This is a genomic window from Mycobacterium asiaticum DSM 44297 (assembly GCF_000613245.1).
GTDB lineage: Bacteria > Actinomycetota > Actinomycetes > Mycobacteriales > Mycobacteriaceae > Mycobacterium > Mycobacterium asiaticum.
In genome coordinates, this window is the sequence record NZ_HG964937.1 from 1,398,407 (window position 1) to 1,414,416 (window position 16,010).

The 16,010-nt window shown below is 66.7% G+C and carries 18 protein-coding genes; 6 read left to right on the top strand and 12 right to left on the bottom strand.

Features of this window, described 5'->3' with window-relative positions:
• A partial coding sequence (locus BN972_RS30855; RefSeq protein ID WP_158497698.1) for a PE family protein occupies positions 1-973 on the bottom strand: 973 nt, incomplete at its 3' end.
• 191 nt (positions 974-1,164) lie between these two features.
• On the opposite strand from BN972_RS30855, the gene BN972_RS16885 reads away from it, so the two are divergent.
• Positions 1,165-2,850: a sensor histidine kinase gene (locus tag BN972_RS16885; RefSeq protein WP_200869735.1), complete on the top strand. Its 1,686-nt coding sequence runs from the start codon at positions 1,165-1,167 to the stop codon at positions 2,848-2,850.
• Entirely contained in the window at positions 2,832-3,515 is a 684-nt protein-coding gene (locus BN972_RS16890) for a response regulator (RefSeq protein WP_036360025.1), read from the top strand. The genes BN972_RS16885 and BN972_RS16890 overlap by 19 nt, the downstream gene beginning before the upstream one ends.
• Positions 3,516-3,539: 24 nt before the next feature.
• Here BN972_RS16890 and BN972_RS16895 read toward each other — a convergent pair whose 3' ends face one another.
• Positions 3,540-3,875 carry a PE domain-containing protein gene (locus BN972_RS16895; RefSeq protein ID WP_036360027.1) on the bottom strand — a complete coding sequence of 112 codons (336 nt, stop codon included), beginning with the start codon at positions 3,873-3,875 and terminating at the stop codon, positions 3,540-3,542.
• Positions 3,876-4,125: 250 nt separating this feature from the next.
• On the opposite strand from BN972_RS16895, the gene BN972_RS16900 reads away from it, so the two are divergent.
• The 4 genes from BN972_RS16900 (at position 4,126) to BN972_RS16915 (ending at position 6,509) form a co-directional block, all read left to right on the top strand.
• Complete coding sequence (locus BN972_RS16900) at positions 4,126-4,782, top strand: PE family protein (RefSeq protein ID WP_036361129.1); 657 nt, start codon at positions 4,126-4,128, stop codon at positions 4,780-4,782.
• Between the two features lie 90 nt (positions 4,783-4,872).
• On the top strand, positions 4,873-5,133 hold the full coding sequence (locus BN972_RS16905) for a hypothetical protein (RefSeq protein ID WP_036360029.1): 261 nt from the start codon (positions 4,873-4,875) through the stop codon (positions 5,131-5,133).
• A 7-nt stretch (positions 5,134-5,140) separates the two neighbouring features.
• Positions 5,141-5,557, top strand: coding sequence for an NYN domain-containing protein (locus BN972_RS16910; RefSeq protein ID WP_036360030.1), 417 nt, complete (start codon positions 5,141-5,143; stop codon positions 5,555-5,557).
• Positions 5,547-6,509, top strand: a complete 963-nt coding sequence (locus tag BN972_RS16915) for an NAD(P)H-dependent flavin oxidoreductase (protein ID WP_036360032.1) — start codon at positions 5,547-5,549, stop codon at positions 6,507-6,509. Before BN972_RS16910 ends, BN972_RS16915 begins: the two co-directional genes overlap by 11 nt.
• Positions 6,510-6,517: 8 nt before the next feature.
• Here the strand turns inward: BN972_RS16915 and BN972_RS16920 are convergent, their stop codons facing one another.
• Genes BN972_RS16920 through BN972_RS16965 form a run of 10 tightly spaced genes read right to left on the bottom strand, consistent with a single transcriptional unit; the run spans position 6,518 to position 16,010 of the window.
• The gene (locus tag BN972_RS16920) at positions 6,518-7,171 is read right to left on the bottom strand and encodes a CAP domain-containing protein (protein WP_036360033.1); all 654 of its coding nucleotides are present in this window, start codon (positions 7,169-7,171) and stop codon (positions 6,518-6,520) included.
• 10 nt (positions 7,172-7,181) lie between these two features.
• Positions 7,182-7,532, bottom strand: a complete 351-nt coding sequence (locus tag BN972_RS16925; RefSeq protein ID WP_036360035.1) for a DUF732 domain-containing protein — start codon at positions 7,530-7,532, stop codon at positions 7,182-7,184.
• Positions 7,533-7,539: 7 nt separating this feature from the next.
• Positions 7,540-8,022 carry a hypothetical protein gene (locus tag BN972_RS16930; RefSeq protein WP_036361131.1) on the bottom strand — a complete coding sequence of 161 codons (483 nt, stop codon included), beginning with the start codon at positions 8,020-8,022 and terminating at the stop codon, positions 7,540-7,542.
• Positions 8,023-8,057: 35 nt separating this feature from the next.
• Positions 8,058-8,543, bottom strand: coding sequence for a hypothetical protein (locus BN972_RS16935; protein WP_051545539.1), 486 nt, complete (start codon positions 8,541-8,543; stop codon positions 8,058-8,060).
• A gap of 10 nt (positions 8,544-8,553) precedes the next feature.
• Complete coding sequence (locus tag BN972_RS16940) at positions 8,554-9,999, bottom strand: MCE family protein (RefSeq protein WP_036360037.1); 1,446 nt, start codon at positions 9,997-9,999, stop codon at positions 8,554-8,556.
• Positions 10,000-11,142, bottom strand: coding sequence for a virulence factor Mce family protein (locus tag BN972_RS16945; RefSeq protein ID WP_036360039.1), 1,143 nt, complete (start codon positions 11,140-11,142; stop codon positions 10,000-10,002).
• Entirely contained in the window at positions 11,139-12,392 is a 1,254-nt protein-coding gene (locus BN972_RS16950) for a virulence factor Mce family protein (protein ID WP_036360042.1), read from the bottom strand. Before BN972_RS16950 ends, BN972_RS16945 begins: the two co-directional genes overlap by 4 nt.
• On the bottom strand, positions 12,389-13,624 hold the full coding sequence (locus BN972_RS16955; RefSeq protein ID WP_036361136.1) for an MCE family protein: 1,236 nt from the start codon (positions 13,622-13,624) through the stop codon (positions 12,389-12,391). The genes BN972_RS16950 and BN972_RS16955 overlap by 4 nt, the downstream gene beginning before the upstream one ends.
• Positions 13,621-14,649: a virulence factor Mce family protein gene (locus BN972_RS16960; protein WP_036360044.1), complete on the bottom strand. Its 1,029-nt coding sequence runs from the start codon at positions 14,647-14,649 to the stop codon at positions 13,621-13,623. Before BN972_RS16960 ends, BN972_RS16955 begins: the two co-directional genes overlap by 4 nt.
• Positions 14,646-16,010: an MCE family protein gene (locus BN972_RS16965; protein WP_036360046.1), complete on the bottom strand. Its 1,365-nt coding sequence runs from the start codon at positions 16,008-16,010 to the stop codon at positions 14,646-14,648. Before BN972_RS16965 ends, BN972_RS16960 begins: the two co-directional genes overlap by 4 nt.

The following is a 16,010-nucleotide window of genomic DNA, read 5'->3' on the forward strand; positions in this document are numbered from 1 at the left end:
CCACGTGCGACGCTGGCAACCCGCCGCCGCCGTCTCCGCGCGGGCCACCGACGACGTTGCCCGTCACGCCCGCGACATCGGTATCGGCGCTGCCGCCGTCGCCACCCATACCGCCGTTGACCCCGGCCGTTCCGGGCTGGCCGTTGACGCCGTTCCCGCCCGTGAGTACTCCGTTGACCACGGTGTTGCTCGGCCCGTCCCCTCCGTCCAGGAGCGGGTTTGTAGAGGTGGTCGGGTTGGTGCCGTTGGCCCCGGTCCAACCGGCGCCCCCGCGTCCGCCATTGCCTCCGGTGCCTAACAGGCCGGCGTCTCCGCCCCCGCCGCCACGACCTCCGACCAGACTGAGCGCTGTGGCGGCTCCGCCGTCGCCGCCGTTACCGCCGCTTCCGTACAGCCACCCGCCACTGCCCCCAGCACCTCCGGCCGCCCCGGCACCTCCCGCGCCGCCTTGGCCGCCAGAGCCGATCAGGCCTGCCGCCCCGCCATTGCCACCGGCTTTCCCGGCGGTTCCGCTCCCCCCGGCGCCGCCGTCGCCCCACAAAATCCCGCCGGCACCGCCGTTCTGGCCGCTCCCTGCGGCCGCGTCTGCGCCATTGCCGATCAGCGGTCGGCCGAACTGCGCGTAGAAGGGTGCATTCACTGCGTCGAGCACTTGTTGCCCGGCGGTGGCCGCCTGGAGTTGCAGCTGCGCGAGATTGGTCGTTTCGGCACTGGCGTAATTGATGGCGGCTGTGTGCAAAGCCTGCGCAAACCGCTCTTGAATTGCGGACAATTCTGCCGCCAGACCCTGGTAGGCGACGCCGTGCCCGGAGAACAGCGCTGCGACCGCCGCCGACACCTCGTCGGCTCCCGCCGCCAGCACCGATGTAATTTGGGGACCGGCCGCAAGATTGGCTGATCTGAGCACCGAATTAATTCCAGTTACGTCGGCGGCTGTCGCCGTGAGCGTTTCGGGCATCACTGCTACAAACATTGCTGTCCTCGCTGTCGTGACAATGAAAGAGACGACTCTGTGTGCTCGTGGAGGCTATCGTTATTTCGCTCGTCGGATGACCTGTTCAAGAATTTCTACGGACCATTTCCTTTCGAACGCGACAGGCTATCCGGGTAGATCTTGGTTGAGTTTTGCGCATTCTGCTCATCGCCGCGTGATATTGTCCCCGCATGCCCGGTCGCATCGACTTGCGGCTCGCCAGCCGGGTGCTGTTATTGCAACTGGTGCTGGTCACGCTGACCCTGATCGTCGCGTTTGTGCTGTTCGCCGAGTTCAATCGGCACCGGCTGGACCTGCAATACGGTGTGCACGCCAAGGACATCGCCCGCGTCGTGGCTTCCTCCCCGACGGTGCTGAACAACATCGCCCGGTATGACGACACCGCGATCACGCCCGATCCCGCCTCGGTGGCCGAACTCGCCACCGGCCCGCTGCAGACCGTCGCCTCCCGCGTCGAGCAACGCACCCATGTCTTGTTCGTAGTCATCACCAACACCCAAGGGGTACGGCTGGCCCATCCGCACCGCGACGAACTGGGCCGCAAGGTCAGCACCGATCCCGCGCAAGTGCTCGCCGGGCACGAGGAAGTGCGCCATGAATCAGGCACCCTGGGTCGATCAATCGTCGCGAAAGTGCCTGTGCTGGAACCTGGTACGAATCGGGTGCTGGGCATGGTCAGTGTCGGGATTTCCACCAAGGAGTTCGACGAACAGTTCTCCAAGAACCTGCGGGTGCTGGCGCCGCTGGGCGGCGCGGCCCTGCTGATCGGTGTGGTGGGCTCGGTCGCGCTGGCACGGCGGTGGCGCGGGATGACCCTCGGGCTGCGGCCGGCCGAGATGGCCGAACTGGTTCGCACCCAGGCGGCGGTGCTGCACGGGATCGGCGAGGGTGTGCTGGCCGCCGACGAGACCGGCAGCATCACCTTCGTCAACGACGAGGCGTGCCGGCTGCTCGAGATCGGTACCCGGCTGGGCGGCCGGATCGACGAGATCGGTTTGACGCCCAGAGTTCTCGATGTGTTCCACGCCGCAGACGCGGCGCCCACGCTGGCCACCGTGGGCCACCGGATCGTGGTGGTCTCGGCGCGCAAGGTGCAGCGCGAAGGGCGCGAGCTGGGCACCGTGCTGGTGGTACGCGATCGCACCGATGTCGAGTCGCTGACCCGGCAACTGGACGCGGTACAAGTGATGAGCACCGCCTTGCGCGCCCAGCGCCACGAGTTCGCCAACAGGTTGCACCTGCTCAATGGTCTGTTGCACACCGGCCACCTCGAGGAGGGCCTGGATTATTTGGAGGAATTGCTCGGTTCCGGTCCCCTCGGTGTGACCGTGCCTGGACTCGACGCCATCCGTGACACCCACCTGCAGGCCTTCCTCGCGGCGAAGGCCGCCGCCGCCCGCGAGGCGGGCGTGACCCTGAAGATCGGCGACAACACCTGGGTGTCGGGTCGGCTCGAACTTGCAGTGGACGTGACCACGGTGGTTGGCAACTTGATCGACAACGCGATCGATGCGGCCCGGACCAGCGCCAACAGCACCAAGGTGGTGGAAGTAGAGCTGCTGCAGCAGGATTCGACCCTGCACGTCACCGTTGCCGATAGCGGTGACGGGGTGGCGACTGACTTCGTGGACCTGCTGTTCACCGAGGGCACCTCCACCAAGCCGGACTCCGGGATCCCGGGCGGCCGCGGCATCGGGCTGGCGTTGTCCCGCCAGATCAGCCGTGCCCTCGGCGGCGAACTCTGGTTGTCGAGTCCGGGCGACCCGGCTGCCCCGCGGGGGCTGACCGGTGCGGAGTTCATCGCCCGACTTCCGGGTGTGATGGCGGAGGAGGAGCAATGGGCAGCACAGACCTGACGGTGCTGGTGGTCGACGACGATTTCCGGGTCGCCAACATGCACGCGGGAATCGTCGAAGCCATGCCGGGTTTCACGGTGGTCGCCACCGCGAACACGCTCGCGTCGGCGCGGCATGCCGCGCCGGTAGACCTGGCGTTGGTCGACGTCTACCTGCCCGACGGCTCCGGTGTTGACTTCGTCCGTGAACTGCGCGGCGACAGCATGGTGCTCACCGCGGCCACCGAGGCCGAGACAATTCGCGCCGCGCTGGCGGCCGGGGCGCTCAGCTATCTGGTGAAGCCGTTCGCAACGACCGAGCTGGCCGCCCGGCTAGCGGGCTACGCGCGCTACCGCAAGATCCTGTCCAGCCCCAACCTCAGCGCCGCCGACGTGGACTCCGCGCTGGATGCACTACGCCCCAAAGTGCTTCCGCCGCAATCCTCTACCCCCGTGGCGTCGCCCACCAAAAAGCTCGTCTTGCAGGCATTGCAAGCTTCGCCGGCACCGATGTCGGCGGCGGAGGTCGCCGGCGCGATTGGCATCTCCAGGGCGACCGCACAGCGCTACCTGGCCGCGCTGGCGGCCACCGGCGAACTCACGGTGGGGTTGCGGTACGGGACGACGGGACGGCCCGAACAGGAATTCGCCGCGACGCCCAAGCCGGCCGCGCGGCCTACGCGCTGACCCGCGGACCCGCGGCTCGCCGCGTTATGCCGCCGACCACCGAGCCGACATCGGCAGAGCGCTGAACACCACCGCGCGGGCTGCCGATTCGTCGACGTCCGTGTAGGTCTGCGCGATCTCGATGAATGCCGTACCCGCCCGCATCAGCTCCTGCTGCGCCGCCGCGTGCAGTTGCAGCAGCGAGGCCGCTTCGTTCTGGAAGGCGGCCGAAGCCAGCGCTGACATCTCATCGGCCCCGGCCGGCGGCAGGCCGGTCACGGACAGCGACGCGCGGTCACCGGCTTCGAGGGCGTCGCCGCCGAGTTGCACTACCTGCGCGCCGAGGTCGGCAACGACGGGGTGAAAAGTCATGGGTTCCATGTGGATACTCCCTTGTTCGCGTGATGCGTTGAAACCCAACGTATGGCGCTGTTTGGGACCCGTCGCGCTTCTAGGCGATAGTCGGAGTAAGCGACGATTTCGTGGTTTTGCGCATTGTGCTCAGGCGCGGGAAAAGGTGCATCCGGCACGCGCAGCAGACCTTAGAATTGATGTGTTGTCCAGCACCGGTCGGAACGGAGGTTCCGGCGGTAAGCGCGGTCACAAACACAGGAGCAACACGCAGATGGCAATGGACTCCATGTCCCACAACCCGGCGGCGGGCGACATCGGCTCGCAACTGGTCGACATCGGTAGCCAGGGCGTCAGCGCCGGTTCGACGGCGGCGATGTCGGTGCTGAGCGGGCTCATCCCGGCGGGTGGCGAGGAGGTGTCCGCCCAGGCGGTGCTGGCGTTCGCGCAAGAAGCCGCGACCATGCTGGCGTCGAACACGGCCGCCCAAGAGGAATTGATGCGCACCGGGAGTGCGCTGACGGACATCGCCCGGATGTACGGCGAATCCGACGACAACGCCGCCGGCGCCCTGCTGTTCAGCGCCAACCCGATGTCCAGGCTCGGCTCGGCGGCGGCGACGAGCGGCGGCGCCGGACTGGGTTCGGCCGCGCTGCAGAGCGAACTCGCCGCGGCGGCAAGCAATCCTCTGGTCGCTGGAGCGGCCGAAGCATCGACATCTTCGGCCACCTCCGCCGCCGCGAATGCCGGGTCGTCCGCGATGAGCGGCGCGGCCCCGCTGGGCAGCGGGATGGGAGCCGGTACGTCGGCCGGCGGTGCCGCAAAACCGAGTCTGGCGTCGGCTACGGCGCCCGACGAGTCGGACGACAATCAGCGCCAGGACCGCCAGGATCGCGAGGACCTCCCGGACCGCCAATTCCTCGAGCGTCTGCTCTGATCGACCCTCGGGTGTCCGCCCCGGATCGCTCCCCATACGGGCGCGGTCTCCTACGCTAACGCTGACACTCGATCGACAAGGAGCGGTTCTGTGACCGATGAGCCCGACATGGCCTCCATCCTGCGGCAAATGAAAGTCCCCGAACGGATGACCGGCAGCAAGGCGTTGCGTGACTTCCTGCAGATCTATGTCGACGACCAGGAAGCGATCGAGAACAACCCTGAACGACTCAAGCAGCTCAATGGGTTGCTCATCCTGTCGCAGCTCGAGGTCATCAACGCGCTCGGGGTGCTGGAGGAGGCCGCCGTGCAGCGGCACGCGCAGCGGTCCCGCAGGCGCCGGTGGTTCTGAACTGCTCGTGCGCTGGATCGTCGACGGCATGAACGTGATCGGCAGTCGCCCGGATGGCTGGTGGAAGGACCGCCGGCGGGCGATGGCGACGCTGGTGGAACGTCTGGACGCGTGGGCGTCCGCCGCTTCCGGCAGCGACGCGGAGCGGGTCACGGTGGTGTTCGAGCGACCGCTCGCGACTCCCCTTACCTCATCGGTGATCCAGGTGGCGTATGCGCCGCGGGCGGCCGCCAACTCGGCCGATGACGAGATCGTCCGGATGGTGCGGGCCGACCCTGCGCCGGGCGAAATCCGGGTGGTGACCTCGGATCGGGCATTGACCGAACGGGTCCGCAGCCTTGGTGCCGCCGTGCATCGTGCCGAAGGGTTTCGCGACCTCGTCGATCCGCGCCACCCCGAATCCGCAGGCCACCATGACGACTGAGGAGACCCGCGCCTCCGGGACCAACCGGCTCTGCGCGCTGGCGCGGGTCGATATTCCGATCATCCAGGCGCCGATGACCTATATCGCGGGCGCCCAACTCGCGGCGGCGGTATCCAACGCGGGCGGGTTGGGCATCATCGAAACCACCTCGGAGCAGGGCCGTGCCGATGTGCAACGGGTGCACGAGCTCACCGACCGACCGGTCGGGGCGAACATCGCGCTGCTGTTCAACCGCGATCCAGCCGTGGTGGACCTGTTGGTAGCCAACGACATTCGCTTTGTCACCACGTCGGCCGGCGACCCGAGACTGTTCACCGTGCGCCTGCACGACGCGGGCATCACCGTATTCCACGTGGTGGGCACCCTGGCCGCCGCCAAAAAGGCGGTCGACGCCGGTGTGGACGGTCTGGTGGTCGAAGGGGTCGAGGGAGGCGGGTTCAAGAACCGGTTCGGGGCCTCGACCATGGTGCTGCTGCCGCTGGTGGCGGCCCACGTCGACGTGCCGATTGTGGCCGCGGGCGGTATCTGCGACGCCCGGTCCATGGCTGCGGCGTTCGTGCTCGGTGCCGACGGTGTCCAGATGGGTACCCGCCTACTCGCGTCGGCGGAGTCCCCGGTGCACGGCAACCTCAAGCAGGCGGTAGTGCGGGCGGACGAGACCTCCACCGTGCTGCTGCCACTGGACGGCAGGCGGATGATGCGGGTCATCCGCACACCGGCCGCCGAAAAGCTGGACGCCTCAGCCTCATTCGAAGAGGGCGGCGCCGCGCTGCAGCGGGTGCAGCGGCTGTACTTCGACGGTGACATGGACGCCAGCGTCGCCAACACCGGTCAGGTGGCCGGCCGCATCGAGGACCTGCCACCGGCCGCCCACATCATCGCAAGCATGTGGGCCGGCTGCCGGCAGGTCCTGGCGGCCACCGCCGAGCGGTTGGCCGGCGACGACGGCTAAGCCCCGCGTCACTGCGGGGGCATCGCTGGTGGCGGATACCCGCCCCGCAAGATCCACGGGAACCAGCTAATCGCGTACTCGACCTCGTCCGTGGCGTCGTAGTCCGGGCTGGGGTCGAGCGGAACGTTCTCCGGCAGGGCCACCACGGCGGGCGGCTTCGTCGTGTTCGGCGGTGCCGGGGCGGCGCCGTCCGGCTGTCCGTAGACGGCCACCACCACCGTGCGATCCGGGCTGTTCTCCGACCACACCCCGATTTGGCTGTTGGCGCAGTTCGACATGATCGCGAAATACCCGGGCTGGTAATACCACTGGTTGAGGATTTCGACGCCGCTGATGGCCATGGCCGGATTGATCGCTTCTGTCTCGGCCACCCTGCCGCGGAAACCGGCGGCGACCGCCCGGTCTTGCGGCATGGATCCGTCCGAGCCATTGTCGCCGTCGAGGTCGCGGTGCCTCAGCAGGTCGACGGCGTGCCATTGGGCCGCCAGTTGCAGCGGCGGGCTGATCCTGACGTCGTTGGTGCAGCCGGCCTGGTGCTGCACCGTGTAGATGTTGGCCACGACGCTGTCGTTGAGCCGTTTGTTGTCGGCGTGCGCCGCACCGGGGTCCATCGCGGCGCCCATGGCCAGCAGGGTGGGCAGGACAAGCAACAAGCGTCGCATGGTGTCTCCCTTACCGGGCCGCTGCTGACTTGCGCAGCTGCCAGATCAATGCCGGACAAAGTTCGTTGACCGCCTGGCTGAGTAGATACGAAGCCTGATACTCATCCGCGGTCGCGAAGTCGGATTCGATGTCGCTCAGGATTGGTGCGTACCCGCGGCCCTGAGCAACCTTGTCGCACAGGGCATGTCCGTAACTCAACGCGACGTCGGCGGTGGCGAAGTCGTACCCGGGCCGCATGGTCACGTTGACCAGATAAGCAACCGTGTCGGCGTGCGCGCCGGGTGCCGTTGCGCCGGTCAGAAGTGCGCCGGCCAAAATCGCAGCACTGATTTCTCCGGTTCGGTGGCGTAAGCGCGGCATCGGATACTCAGATCGGGTCGAATCGTGAGATCAGCCAGCGCCCGTTGATCCGGTCCAAGGTGACTCGCACGTTGGATGCGGTGCTCGTCGGAGCGTCCTGACCGACCACGATGGTCTGGTTCACGAACAACAGCACAACGGCGTGACTGGCGGAAGCCGATACCGCGCCCGCTGCCGGTACGGTGGCCACCGCTGAGATCTGCTTTTGTTGTGCGCCCGGGATCACGACGTCTTGGGTCAGCTGGGTGTAGGCGTTGAGGAAATTGCCGGTCAACCGGCTCCGTGCCGCCTCGAGATCCCGTTGGACGGTGTCCGGCCGGTACGACAGCAGTGCGATGGTCGCCTGGGTGGCGGCCTGCACCGACTCGACGCGGGCAACGGCGGCGTCGCGCTCGGAACCGTCCCGCCACTTCAGCGCCGCCGCGGCGCCTGTCAGCGTCATGGCCAGGGCTGGCAGCAGCGCGTAGCCTATGACCTTGGCCCAGCGAATGTTGATCTTTGCCAATGCTTTTGGTGTGCGGACAATCATGCCACGAACCCGACGTTGGCGACCTTGACCCCAGCTCCGGTCCGTTGGACCGTGATCCGCATTCGCCACACTCGCGGAACCGGTTCGGCCGCACCGGCATTGGAGGTTTGCACGGACACGACGACGAGCGCTCGGGCGGTATCCGAGGTTTGTGATTCCAGCGCCGCCTCCGTGATGGTGCCGACTGTGCTGGCCTTGGCTTCCTGCAGGACTTCGATGAACGGCTGTGACCGCTTGGCGAAGTCGTTGTGGAATTCCCCGGTCGCGCTGTCCAGTATCCGGTGCACGTCGGCGTCGGCGTGTCGCCAGTCGATGGTCGTCAGATTAAGCGCGGCCTGCCGTGCAACCTGGAGGAACTGATTGCGCTGAGACTGTTCCTGCTGCTCATTGTGGACGCGAAAGCCGAACCAGCACAACAGTGTCGCCAAGGCGGTCGCGGCGGCCAGCCCGAACGCAATGGCCCGACGGGGTGATTTGGACATAGGTCCTCCCTCAGCTGCCCGGCGGCAGCAGCATCGTCTGCCACGTCTTGTCTTTCGGCGCGGTCTGCGCCAGGTCGGATTGGGTGTAGCGCCGCCCGTCGGGTCCGATATAGGTGCCGGTGGCCGGGTCGTACTCCGCTGCCGCGATGGGCGGTGCGGGCGGCAACTGGGGGACGTCTTGTCCGGACAGGGTGGCGTTCGGGTCACCCTTCCAGTTGAAGCCGTCGTTGAGCGGCACATACGGTTCGTTGCTCTCGCACAGTTTCACGGTCGGCGCGCGTTTGCCCGGCACCGTTTCGCAGGGGAGGTTCCGGGCGCCGCGCACGTTGAGCGGCGAGTCCTGCGGCACCCGGCAATACAGGTCGCCGGCGGGGCGCGCCGGGTAGTCCTCGAAGGAGGGAACGCGTTGTTGTTGCGCCGGAAGGAATCCCGTGGTGCACGGCGGCGGCAGATTGAGGTTGAGATTGAAACTCAGGTACTGGCCCCGGTATGCCTGCTTGGTGTTCAAGTTGGCCAAGATGCCGGCCTGCTCGGCGCTGATCGCCATCGGGAACACCACCAACAGTTGCTCGACGTCGTTGTGGTAGGTCAACGCGACCTGTCCGACGCTGACCAGGTTGGCCAGCAGGATGGGCAGGGTGGGTTGCAGGCGTTCGGTCAGCTCACGCACTTCCCCTAAAGCCGGCCCGCCCCGATCGATGATGGCCGCCACGGCCGGGTCGTGCGTCTGCAGTTCGGTGGTGACCGTGGCCAAATGTGCCGCCCACGAGGCGATCTCGTCGGAGCTGCGGGCCTGGGAATCGAGCACCGGCGGTGCACGGTCGATCAGCGTCACCAGCGGGTCGAGATTCTGGCGCGCATCGATCGCCAGTTTCGACGACCCGAGCACCAGCCGGGACAGCTCCGGTCCGAGCCCGCCCACCGCGGTGTAGGACTCGTCGACGACGGTCTTCAGGTTCTCGCGCGGGATCGCCGCCAGAGCCGTGTTCGCCCCGCTGAGTAGGGCGTTGATGTCGGGCGGCACCGAGGTGTCGGCCAGCGTGATCACGTCACCGTCGCGCAGGGGCCGTGATGTGGCGTTGCGAGGCAACAGGTCTACATAGGATTCGCCGATCGCGGTATGACTGTGGACCTCGGCCCGCAGGTCGGACGGGATGTCGATACCCGACTTGAGGGACAGCACCGCGACGACTCCGGTGCGGGTGCCGGCGCCGGCGGCGATGTCGGCCAGCCGCACCGACTCCACCCGGCCCACCTCGAAGCCGCGGTAGGTGACGTTTCCGGTGCTGTACAGGCCGCCGGCTTCGGGTAGCTGCACCGTCACCGTGTAGCGCCCGACTCCGAACAGCATCGCCGGCAGCTTGACGAAGTGCAGGAACGTCACCGCCAGCACACCCACCGCGATCACGGTGAACACGGTCAGCTGAATGAAGATCCGGCGCGGGAGATGCAGCATCTACGGCCCCTGATCCCAGTGGTACGGAGTGGTCAGCGGGTTCCCGGGGGTACCGCGGTATCCGGCGGTGCACGGGCTGGGGAACTGGCCGATGGTGCGCCCCCACTGCAGTTCGAGCTGAGTCAGGTGACACTCCCACCGGGTTCCGGTGAACAGCCCCTGGTCGATTCGGCTGAGCGTGAGGTCGACGATGGCGGTGAGGTTGGCGTAGTCGCCGCGCTGGAAATTTTCGAATGTCTCATTGGGGAAGGGGAAGGTGCCCAGTAGCGACAGCGAGCGGGTGAGGCTGGGCCCGGCGTTGGCCAGCGACTCGAGCACCGGCCCGATCTCGGAGAGCTCGTTGACGAGGTTCGCTTTGGTCCTGGTGACGGAGTCGACCGTCAGCGCGGCGAATTTGCTGAGTTTGTCGGCGGCTTCGACCAGCTTGTCCCGCTCTCCGTCAAGCACCGTGAGCGCGTCGGGGATGGTTGCCAGCGCCCGGTCCAGCACGGGTTGCTGGGTGGCGAACCTGCCGACCAGGCGATTGAGGCTGTCGTTGGCCGCGATGATGTCACCGGACTGGTTGTTGAGGGAGGCGGCGAATCTGTCCAGCTCGCCGATCAAACCCCGCAGATCGTGCTCGCGGCCGCGGAACGCGGTGCTCAGTGCCTCGGTGATGTCCTGCAACTGGCCCAACCCGCCGCCGTTGAGCACCAGCGACAGCGCCGCCAGCGTCTGTTCGGTGCTCGGGTAGGCACCCGCGCGCGCCAGCGTTATCACCGAACCGTCGCGCAGCCTGCCTTGGGCCGCTTCACCTTTCGGCCTGGCCAGCTCGATGTGATACGAGCCGAGCAGGCTGGTGGTGCCGATCTTGGCGGTAGCGTTGGCCGGCAAATTCACGTCGCCGTTGAGCCGCATCGTCACAAGGGCGTGCCAGCCCTGCCGCTCGATCTTCGTCACATGACCGACCGTCACGTCGGCGACCCGGACCCGCGAGTTGGCCTGAATGTTGTTGACGTCCGGCAGTTGCACCTGGATCACGAAGGATCCCGGACCGTTGCCCTCGGTGCCGGGCAGCGGCAGCGAGTTCAGCCCCCGCCAGCCGCAACCGGATGCCGCCGACACGATTATCACGAGGCACACCAGCCGGCGGCACACGCTCATGAGCCTGCTCCCGGGGGGATCATCAGGCCGGGCAAGCCGGCCGCGGGGTCCGCCGGTGTGGTCGTGGCCGGCGGAACGAAGTCCGGCCGTAGCCAGTTTTCGCTGTAGGTGACTTCGTTGGGCCGGGCCTGTGCCCCGACGAAGAGGTTCTCCCCGATCGGTGGGAAGTTGTACTGGCGGTTTTTCACGATGGGCGCCATGTACTGCACGCACAGCTTCGCCGCTTCCTCTCCGCCCAGCCGCGAGGCGGCTTGAATCGCACCGCACAGGAAGGCGATTGGGTTGGCCATGTTGGTACCGGCCAGCGCTCCGGTCAGCGAGCCGTTGGCTGGTTCGAAGATGTTGTTGAAGTTCTGCAGCACCGTCGGGCTGATGTGCAGGGTCTGCTTGAGGTCATCGAGGCTGGACACCAGCACCCTGGTGATGGACGTGAGTTTGTCCGACGCCGTGCCGATCGCTTCGCGGTTGTCCGCCGTGAAGCTCCGCACGTCGTCGACCACTGCGTTGAGGTCCTCGGCCGCCTGCGCAACCTTGGTGGGATCGTCGGCCAGCACCGAAGAGACCGCGGCCAGGTTGTGGTTGAGCTGTTCGAGCAGATCAGCGCTGTCGTGCAGCGCGCTCACCAGGGTCGACAGATTCTTCACGGTGGCGAAGATGTCGTTGCTGTGGTCGGCGAGCGCCGAAACCGCCTGGGAGAGCTTGACGATCGTGTCGCGGATGGTGGTGCCCTGGCCGCGCAGGTTGTCCGCGGCAGTGTTGATCAGGGCACCCAGTGTGCTGACGCCGCCCGGTTGGGTGGGTTTGAGCAGTTCGGTGAGTCGCTGCAGTTGGGTGCGCAGGTCGTCCCACTCCACCGGAACCACGGTGCGTTCCTGCGGAATCACCGCCCCGTCGGCCAGGGCGGGCCCACCGGAATACGGCGGAGTCAACTGGATGGCGCGGCCGGTGACGAGTTGCGGCGACAAGATCGCCGCGTTGGTGTTGGCCGGAACCTTGTGCTTGCGGTCGAACCAGAACGTGATCTTGGACCGCAGCGGCTGCGGTTCGATCTTGGTAATCTTGCCGACCGGCACACCCCGGATGCGGACATCGTCACCGGCGAAGACCCCGTTGCTGTTCTCGAAGTAGGCGATCACGACGGTCCGCGCGGTCTCGTCGGCGCTCCGCATCGCAACTATCACCCCGGTCATCAGCACCAGGGTCAGGACCGTCGCGAGCAGGGACCGGCGCCGCCTGAGTTGCCTTGTCATGGTTGCCCTCCCGGCGGCAGCGGACCCGGTGGCCCGGGTGGTGGGCCACCAGGTGGCGGGGCCGGTGGCTCCGGCCGGTATGGGTAGCGGGGATCGCCGGGTTTTCCGGTGATGGCATCCGGCAGGTTCAGCCGCGGCTCACCGCCCTGGCCGGTGCGCGGATACGGGATCGGCAGCGCCGGCGTGCCGGGCTGCCCGGTCGGCGGGTCGGTCAGCTGCGAGGGCAGCAGGGTGGCCGGGTCCAGCCCGAGGTCGGAGAACGCGGCACTGATGAACGGCTGCACGAACTGGCCGGGTAGCAGATTCACCACATACGCCTTGAAAAATGGCCCGGACGAGAGTGATTCGCCGAGCGACATGACATAGGAGTTGAGCAGCGGGATGGCCTGCTTGATGCGTTCCTTGCGCTCGTCCACGATCGACAGGACCCCGTTGAGCTTGTCCAGCGCCGGCCGCAGTTGCTGCCGGTTTTCTCCGATGAAGCCCTGCAGTTGTCGCGACACTGCCGAGATATTTCCCCAAATTTGTTCCAGGGCCGCACTTTGCGTCCGTAGTTGAGCCAGCAGCGATGTCGTGTCACGTACCAGACCGACGATCTGGTCGCTGCGTTTGGCGAGCACGCCGGTCGCCTTGGCGGCGTTGTCCAGCAGCCTTCGCAGCTGGGCATCCCGTTCATCCAGTGTCTGCGCGAGCCGGGCGACGCCCTTCATCGCGTCGCGGAAGTCGGCCGGTGTGTCGGCGAAGGTACGCGCCAAGGTGTCCAGCGATTCCGACAGCTGGTTGGTGTTCAGTCCGCTGATCGTGGTGGCCAAATCGCCCAGCACGTCGGGCAACTGGTAGGGCGACATGGTGCGCTCGAGCGGGATGGGTCCTTCCAGCCGGCCATCGCCGCGCGGAGTGATGTCCAAAAACTTGCTGCCCAACAGCCCTTTGGTCTTGATCGCCGCCTCGGTGCGGCTGCCCAGCCTAATGTTGTTGTCCACCTTGAACGTGACCAGTACGCCCGGTCCGTCGAGTTCGATGCTGGCCACCTTCCCGACCGGATAACCGGAGACCTCGACAGTGTTGTCGGTGCGCAAACCACCCGCGTCGACGAAATAGGCGGCAACAGTTCGGCCCTGATCGAGGAAGGGCAGGTGCTGGTATTGCAGGGCGGCCGCGACCGCGCCGGCAACAAGCACAATGCCCACAGTGCCGATGACCAGCCGGTTGCGCTCGGCGAAGGATTTCATTTCGGCGCGCACCGCCCGGTGGCCTGCCCGGCCACCTTGACGTAAACCGGCTGACCGCCCTTGCCGTTGACCTTCAGCACGACATCGCACAGGTAGAAGGCGAAAAAATCGCCGTACATGCCCTGGCGCACCAGCGCTTGGTATTTGTCGGGCAGCGTGTTGAGCAGGTTGTCCAGGTAGTCGTGGTCGGCGAGCGCGATGCTCGCGACCCGATCCGTCTCGCGTACGACCTTTGACATCGGCGCGCGGGCCTGAGCCAGCAGGTCCGCGATCGAACCCGAGGCGGCATTGGTGTAGGCCACCGCATTGGACAGATCGGCCTTGCGTTCGGCCAGCCCGTGCACCAACTGCGCCAGCGAGGCCACCGCCTGATCCAGCCGATCACTCTGGCCGCCAAGCGAACCCAGCACCACGTTGAGATTGTCGATCACCTGCCCGATCAACTGATCGCGGTCCGCCAGGGTGTTGGTCAGGGCCGCGGCTTGCTCCAGGAACGAGGTGATGGTGGGCCCCTGGCCTTGAAAGGCTTGCAGCAGTTGTTCGCTGAGCGCGTTGACCTGGTCTGGATTCAATGCGCGAAACAGCGGCTTGAAGCCGCCGATCAGCGCGTCCAGATCCAGCGCCGGTTTGGTGCGGGCCAACGGGATTGTCTGTCCGGGGCGCAGCACCGCGAGCCCACCCGCTCCTTCCTCCAAGGCCAGATAGCGGTCGCCGAACAGGTTGTCGTACCGGATCACGCCCAGGGTGCCCTCGGTCAGGACGACCGAGTCCTCGGCGGTGAACTCGACCCGCACCGTCGCGTCCGGGTTGACCGAGATCTTGCCGACCTTCCCGACTTCGACGCCGGCGATGCGTACCAGCTTGCCCTCCCTGAGATTCGACACATTGGTGAACTCGGCGTAATAGGTTTTGCCGTCACCGAATCGCACCTCGCCGAAGACGGCGACGAGCAGGAACGCGGTCAGCACGCAGACCGTCAGGAATGCCGCGAGGCGCACGACGACGCCGCGGAGGTTCTCCCTCATGGGTGCTCACCCGCCTGACCGCCGGGTTCACCAGGCGGGATTGCGGGCGGGATTCCGGGCCATAACGGCACTCCTCCCGGCCCGTACAGCGCCGCCCCGTACGGTGGCCCACCCGAATTCGGGCCGGGCGCCGGGCCGGGCAGGCACTGGCGGATGGACGGCGGCTGGGGCACCGCGCGCGTGACCGGGAAGTAGTCCGCCCAGCAGGGATGCCCGAGACCAGGGTTGGGCCGGATGTCGAGTCCCGTTCCCCAGCCGGTGTCGGTAATCAGTTGGCGCACTGGGAAGTTCTTGCTGGCGTCCGGCAGTGAACCGCAGCCGGGCTGTCCGCCGGGACCGCCCTTGGCCGCGACGCGCGGCAGGTTGTCCGGGGTGACGTAGGGGTCGTTGCCGAGTAGCAGCGCCACATCGAGTTGCAGCGTCCGGCCGTCGGCACCGCCCCACGCGGAGTATCCGCCGTTGTCGAGGTACCACTTGGTGCCCTGCAGGAAGCAGGTGTACTCGGGGCTGTACTTGGACAGCAGGCTCGTGGTCGGCTCGAGGACGTTGACGGAAGCCACCAGATTGTCTCTGCTGTAACCGAGCAGGGCCGTACCGCTGTCTGACAGTCCGATCACATTGAGCAGCAGCGCGTCCAACTGTTTCGAGTGATCCGTGATAGTGACGCTGGTAGTGCTGGCGGCGTTGAGGATCGTGACGATGTCGTCAGCGGCGGCGTCGTAAGTGTCGGCGAAATTCCGGACCGACCACCAGTTCCGGCCGATGGTCTCGCGACGCGCATTCAGTGCCTGCAACACCTCGTTGAGGCTGGTGGTGGCTTGGCCGATCCGCTCCCCCTGGCCGCGAACGGCATCGGCCACCGCGGTCAGTACCGCGTTCAGCTTGAGCGGGTCGATCATGTTCAGCAGGTCGACGACGTTCTCGAAGACCGTGTTGATCTCCGTGCTGACATTCCGTGAATGCACCACCGAGCCGCTGGATAACCTGGCGGCGCTTGGGTTTTCCGGTATCACCAGGTCCACGAACTTGGCGCCGAAAGCGGTCGTCGCGCTGATCTGGGCCTCGACATTGGCTGGGATGAACCGGGTTTGGTCCGGATCGATCTCCAGCGACAGGCTGGTGCCCTTGTTGCCTTGGCCGATCCGGCTGACCCGGCCGACCTGTACACCGCGCAGCATCACCTTGGCGCCGGTGTCCATGACCAGGCCGGAACGGTCGGCAACCAGCGTCACCGGCACGAAGGAGCGCAGGGAGCCGGTGAAGGACACCGCCGTCACCAGCACGACCACCCCGATCACCGCGAGCAGGATCAGCGTCCACCACGCGTCTGAGACCCGATGTCCCCCCGGCCCGCGACCCAT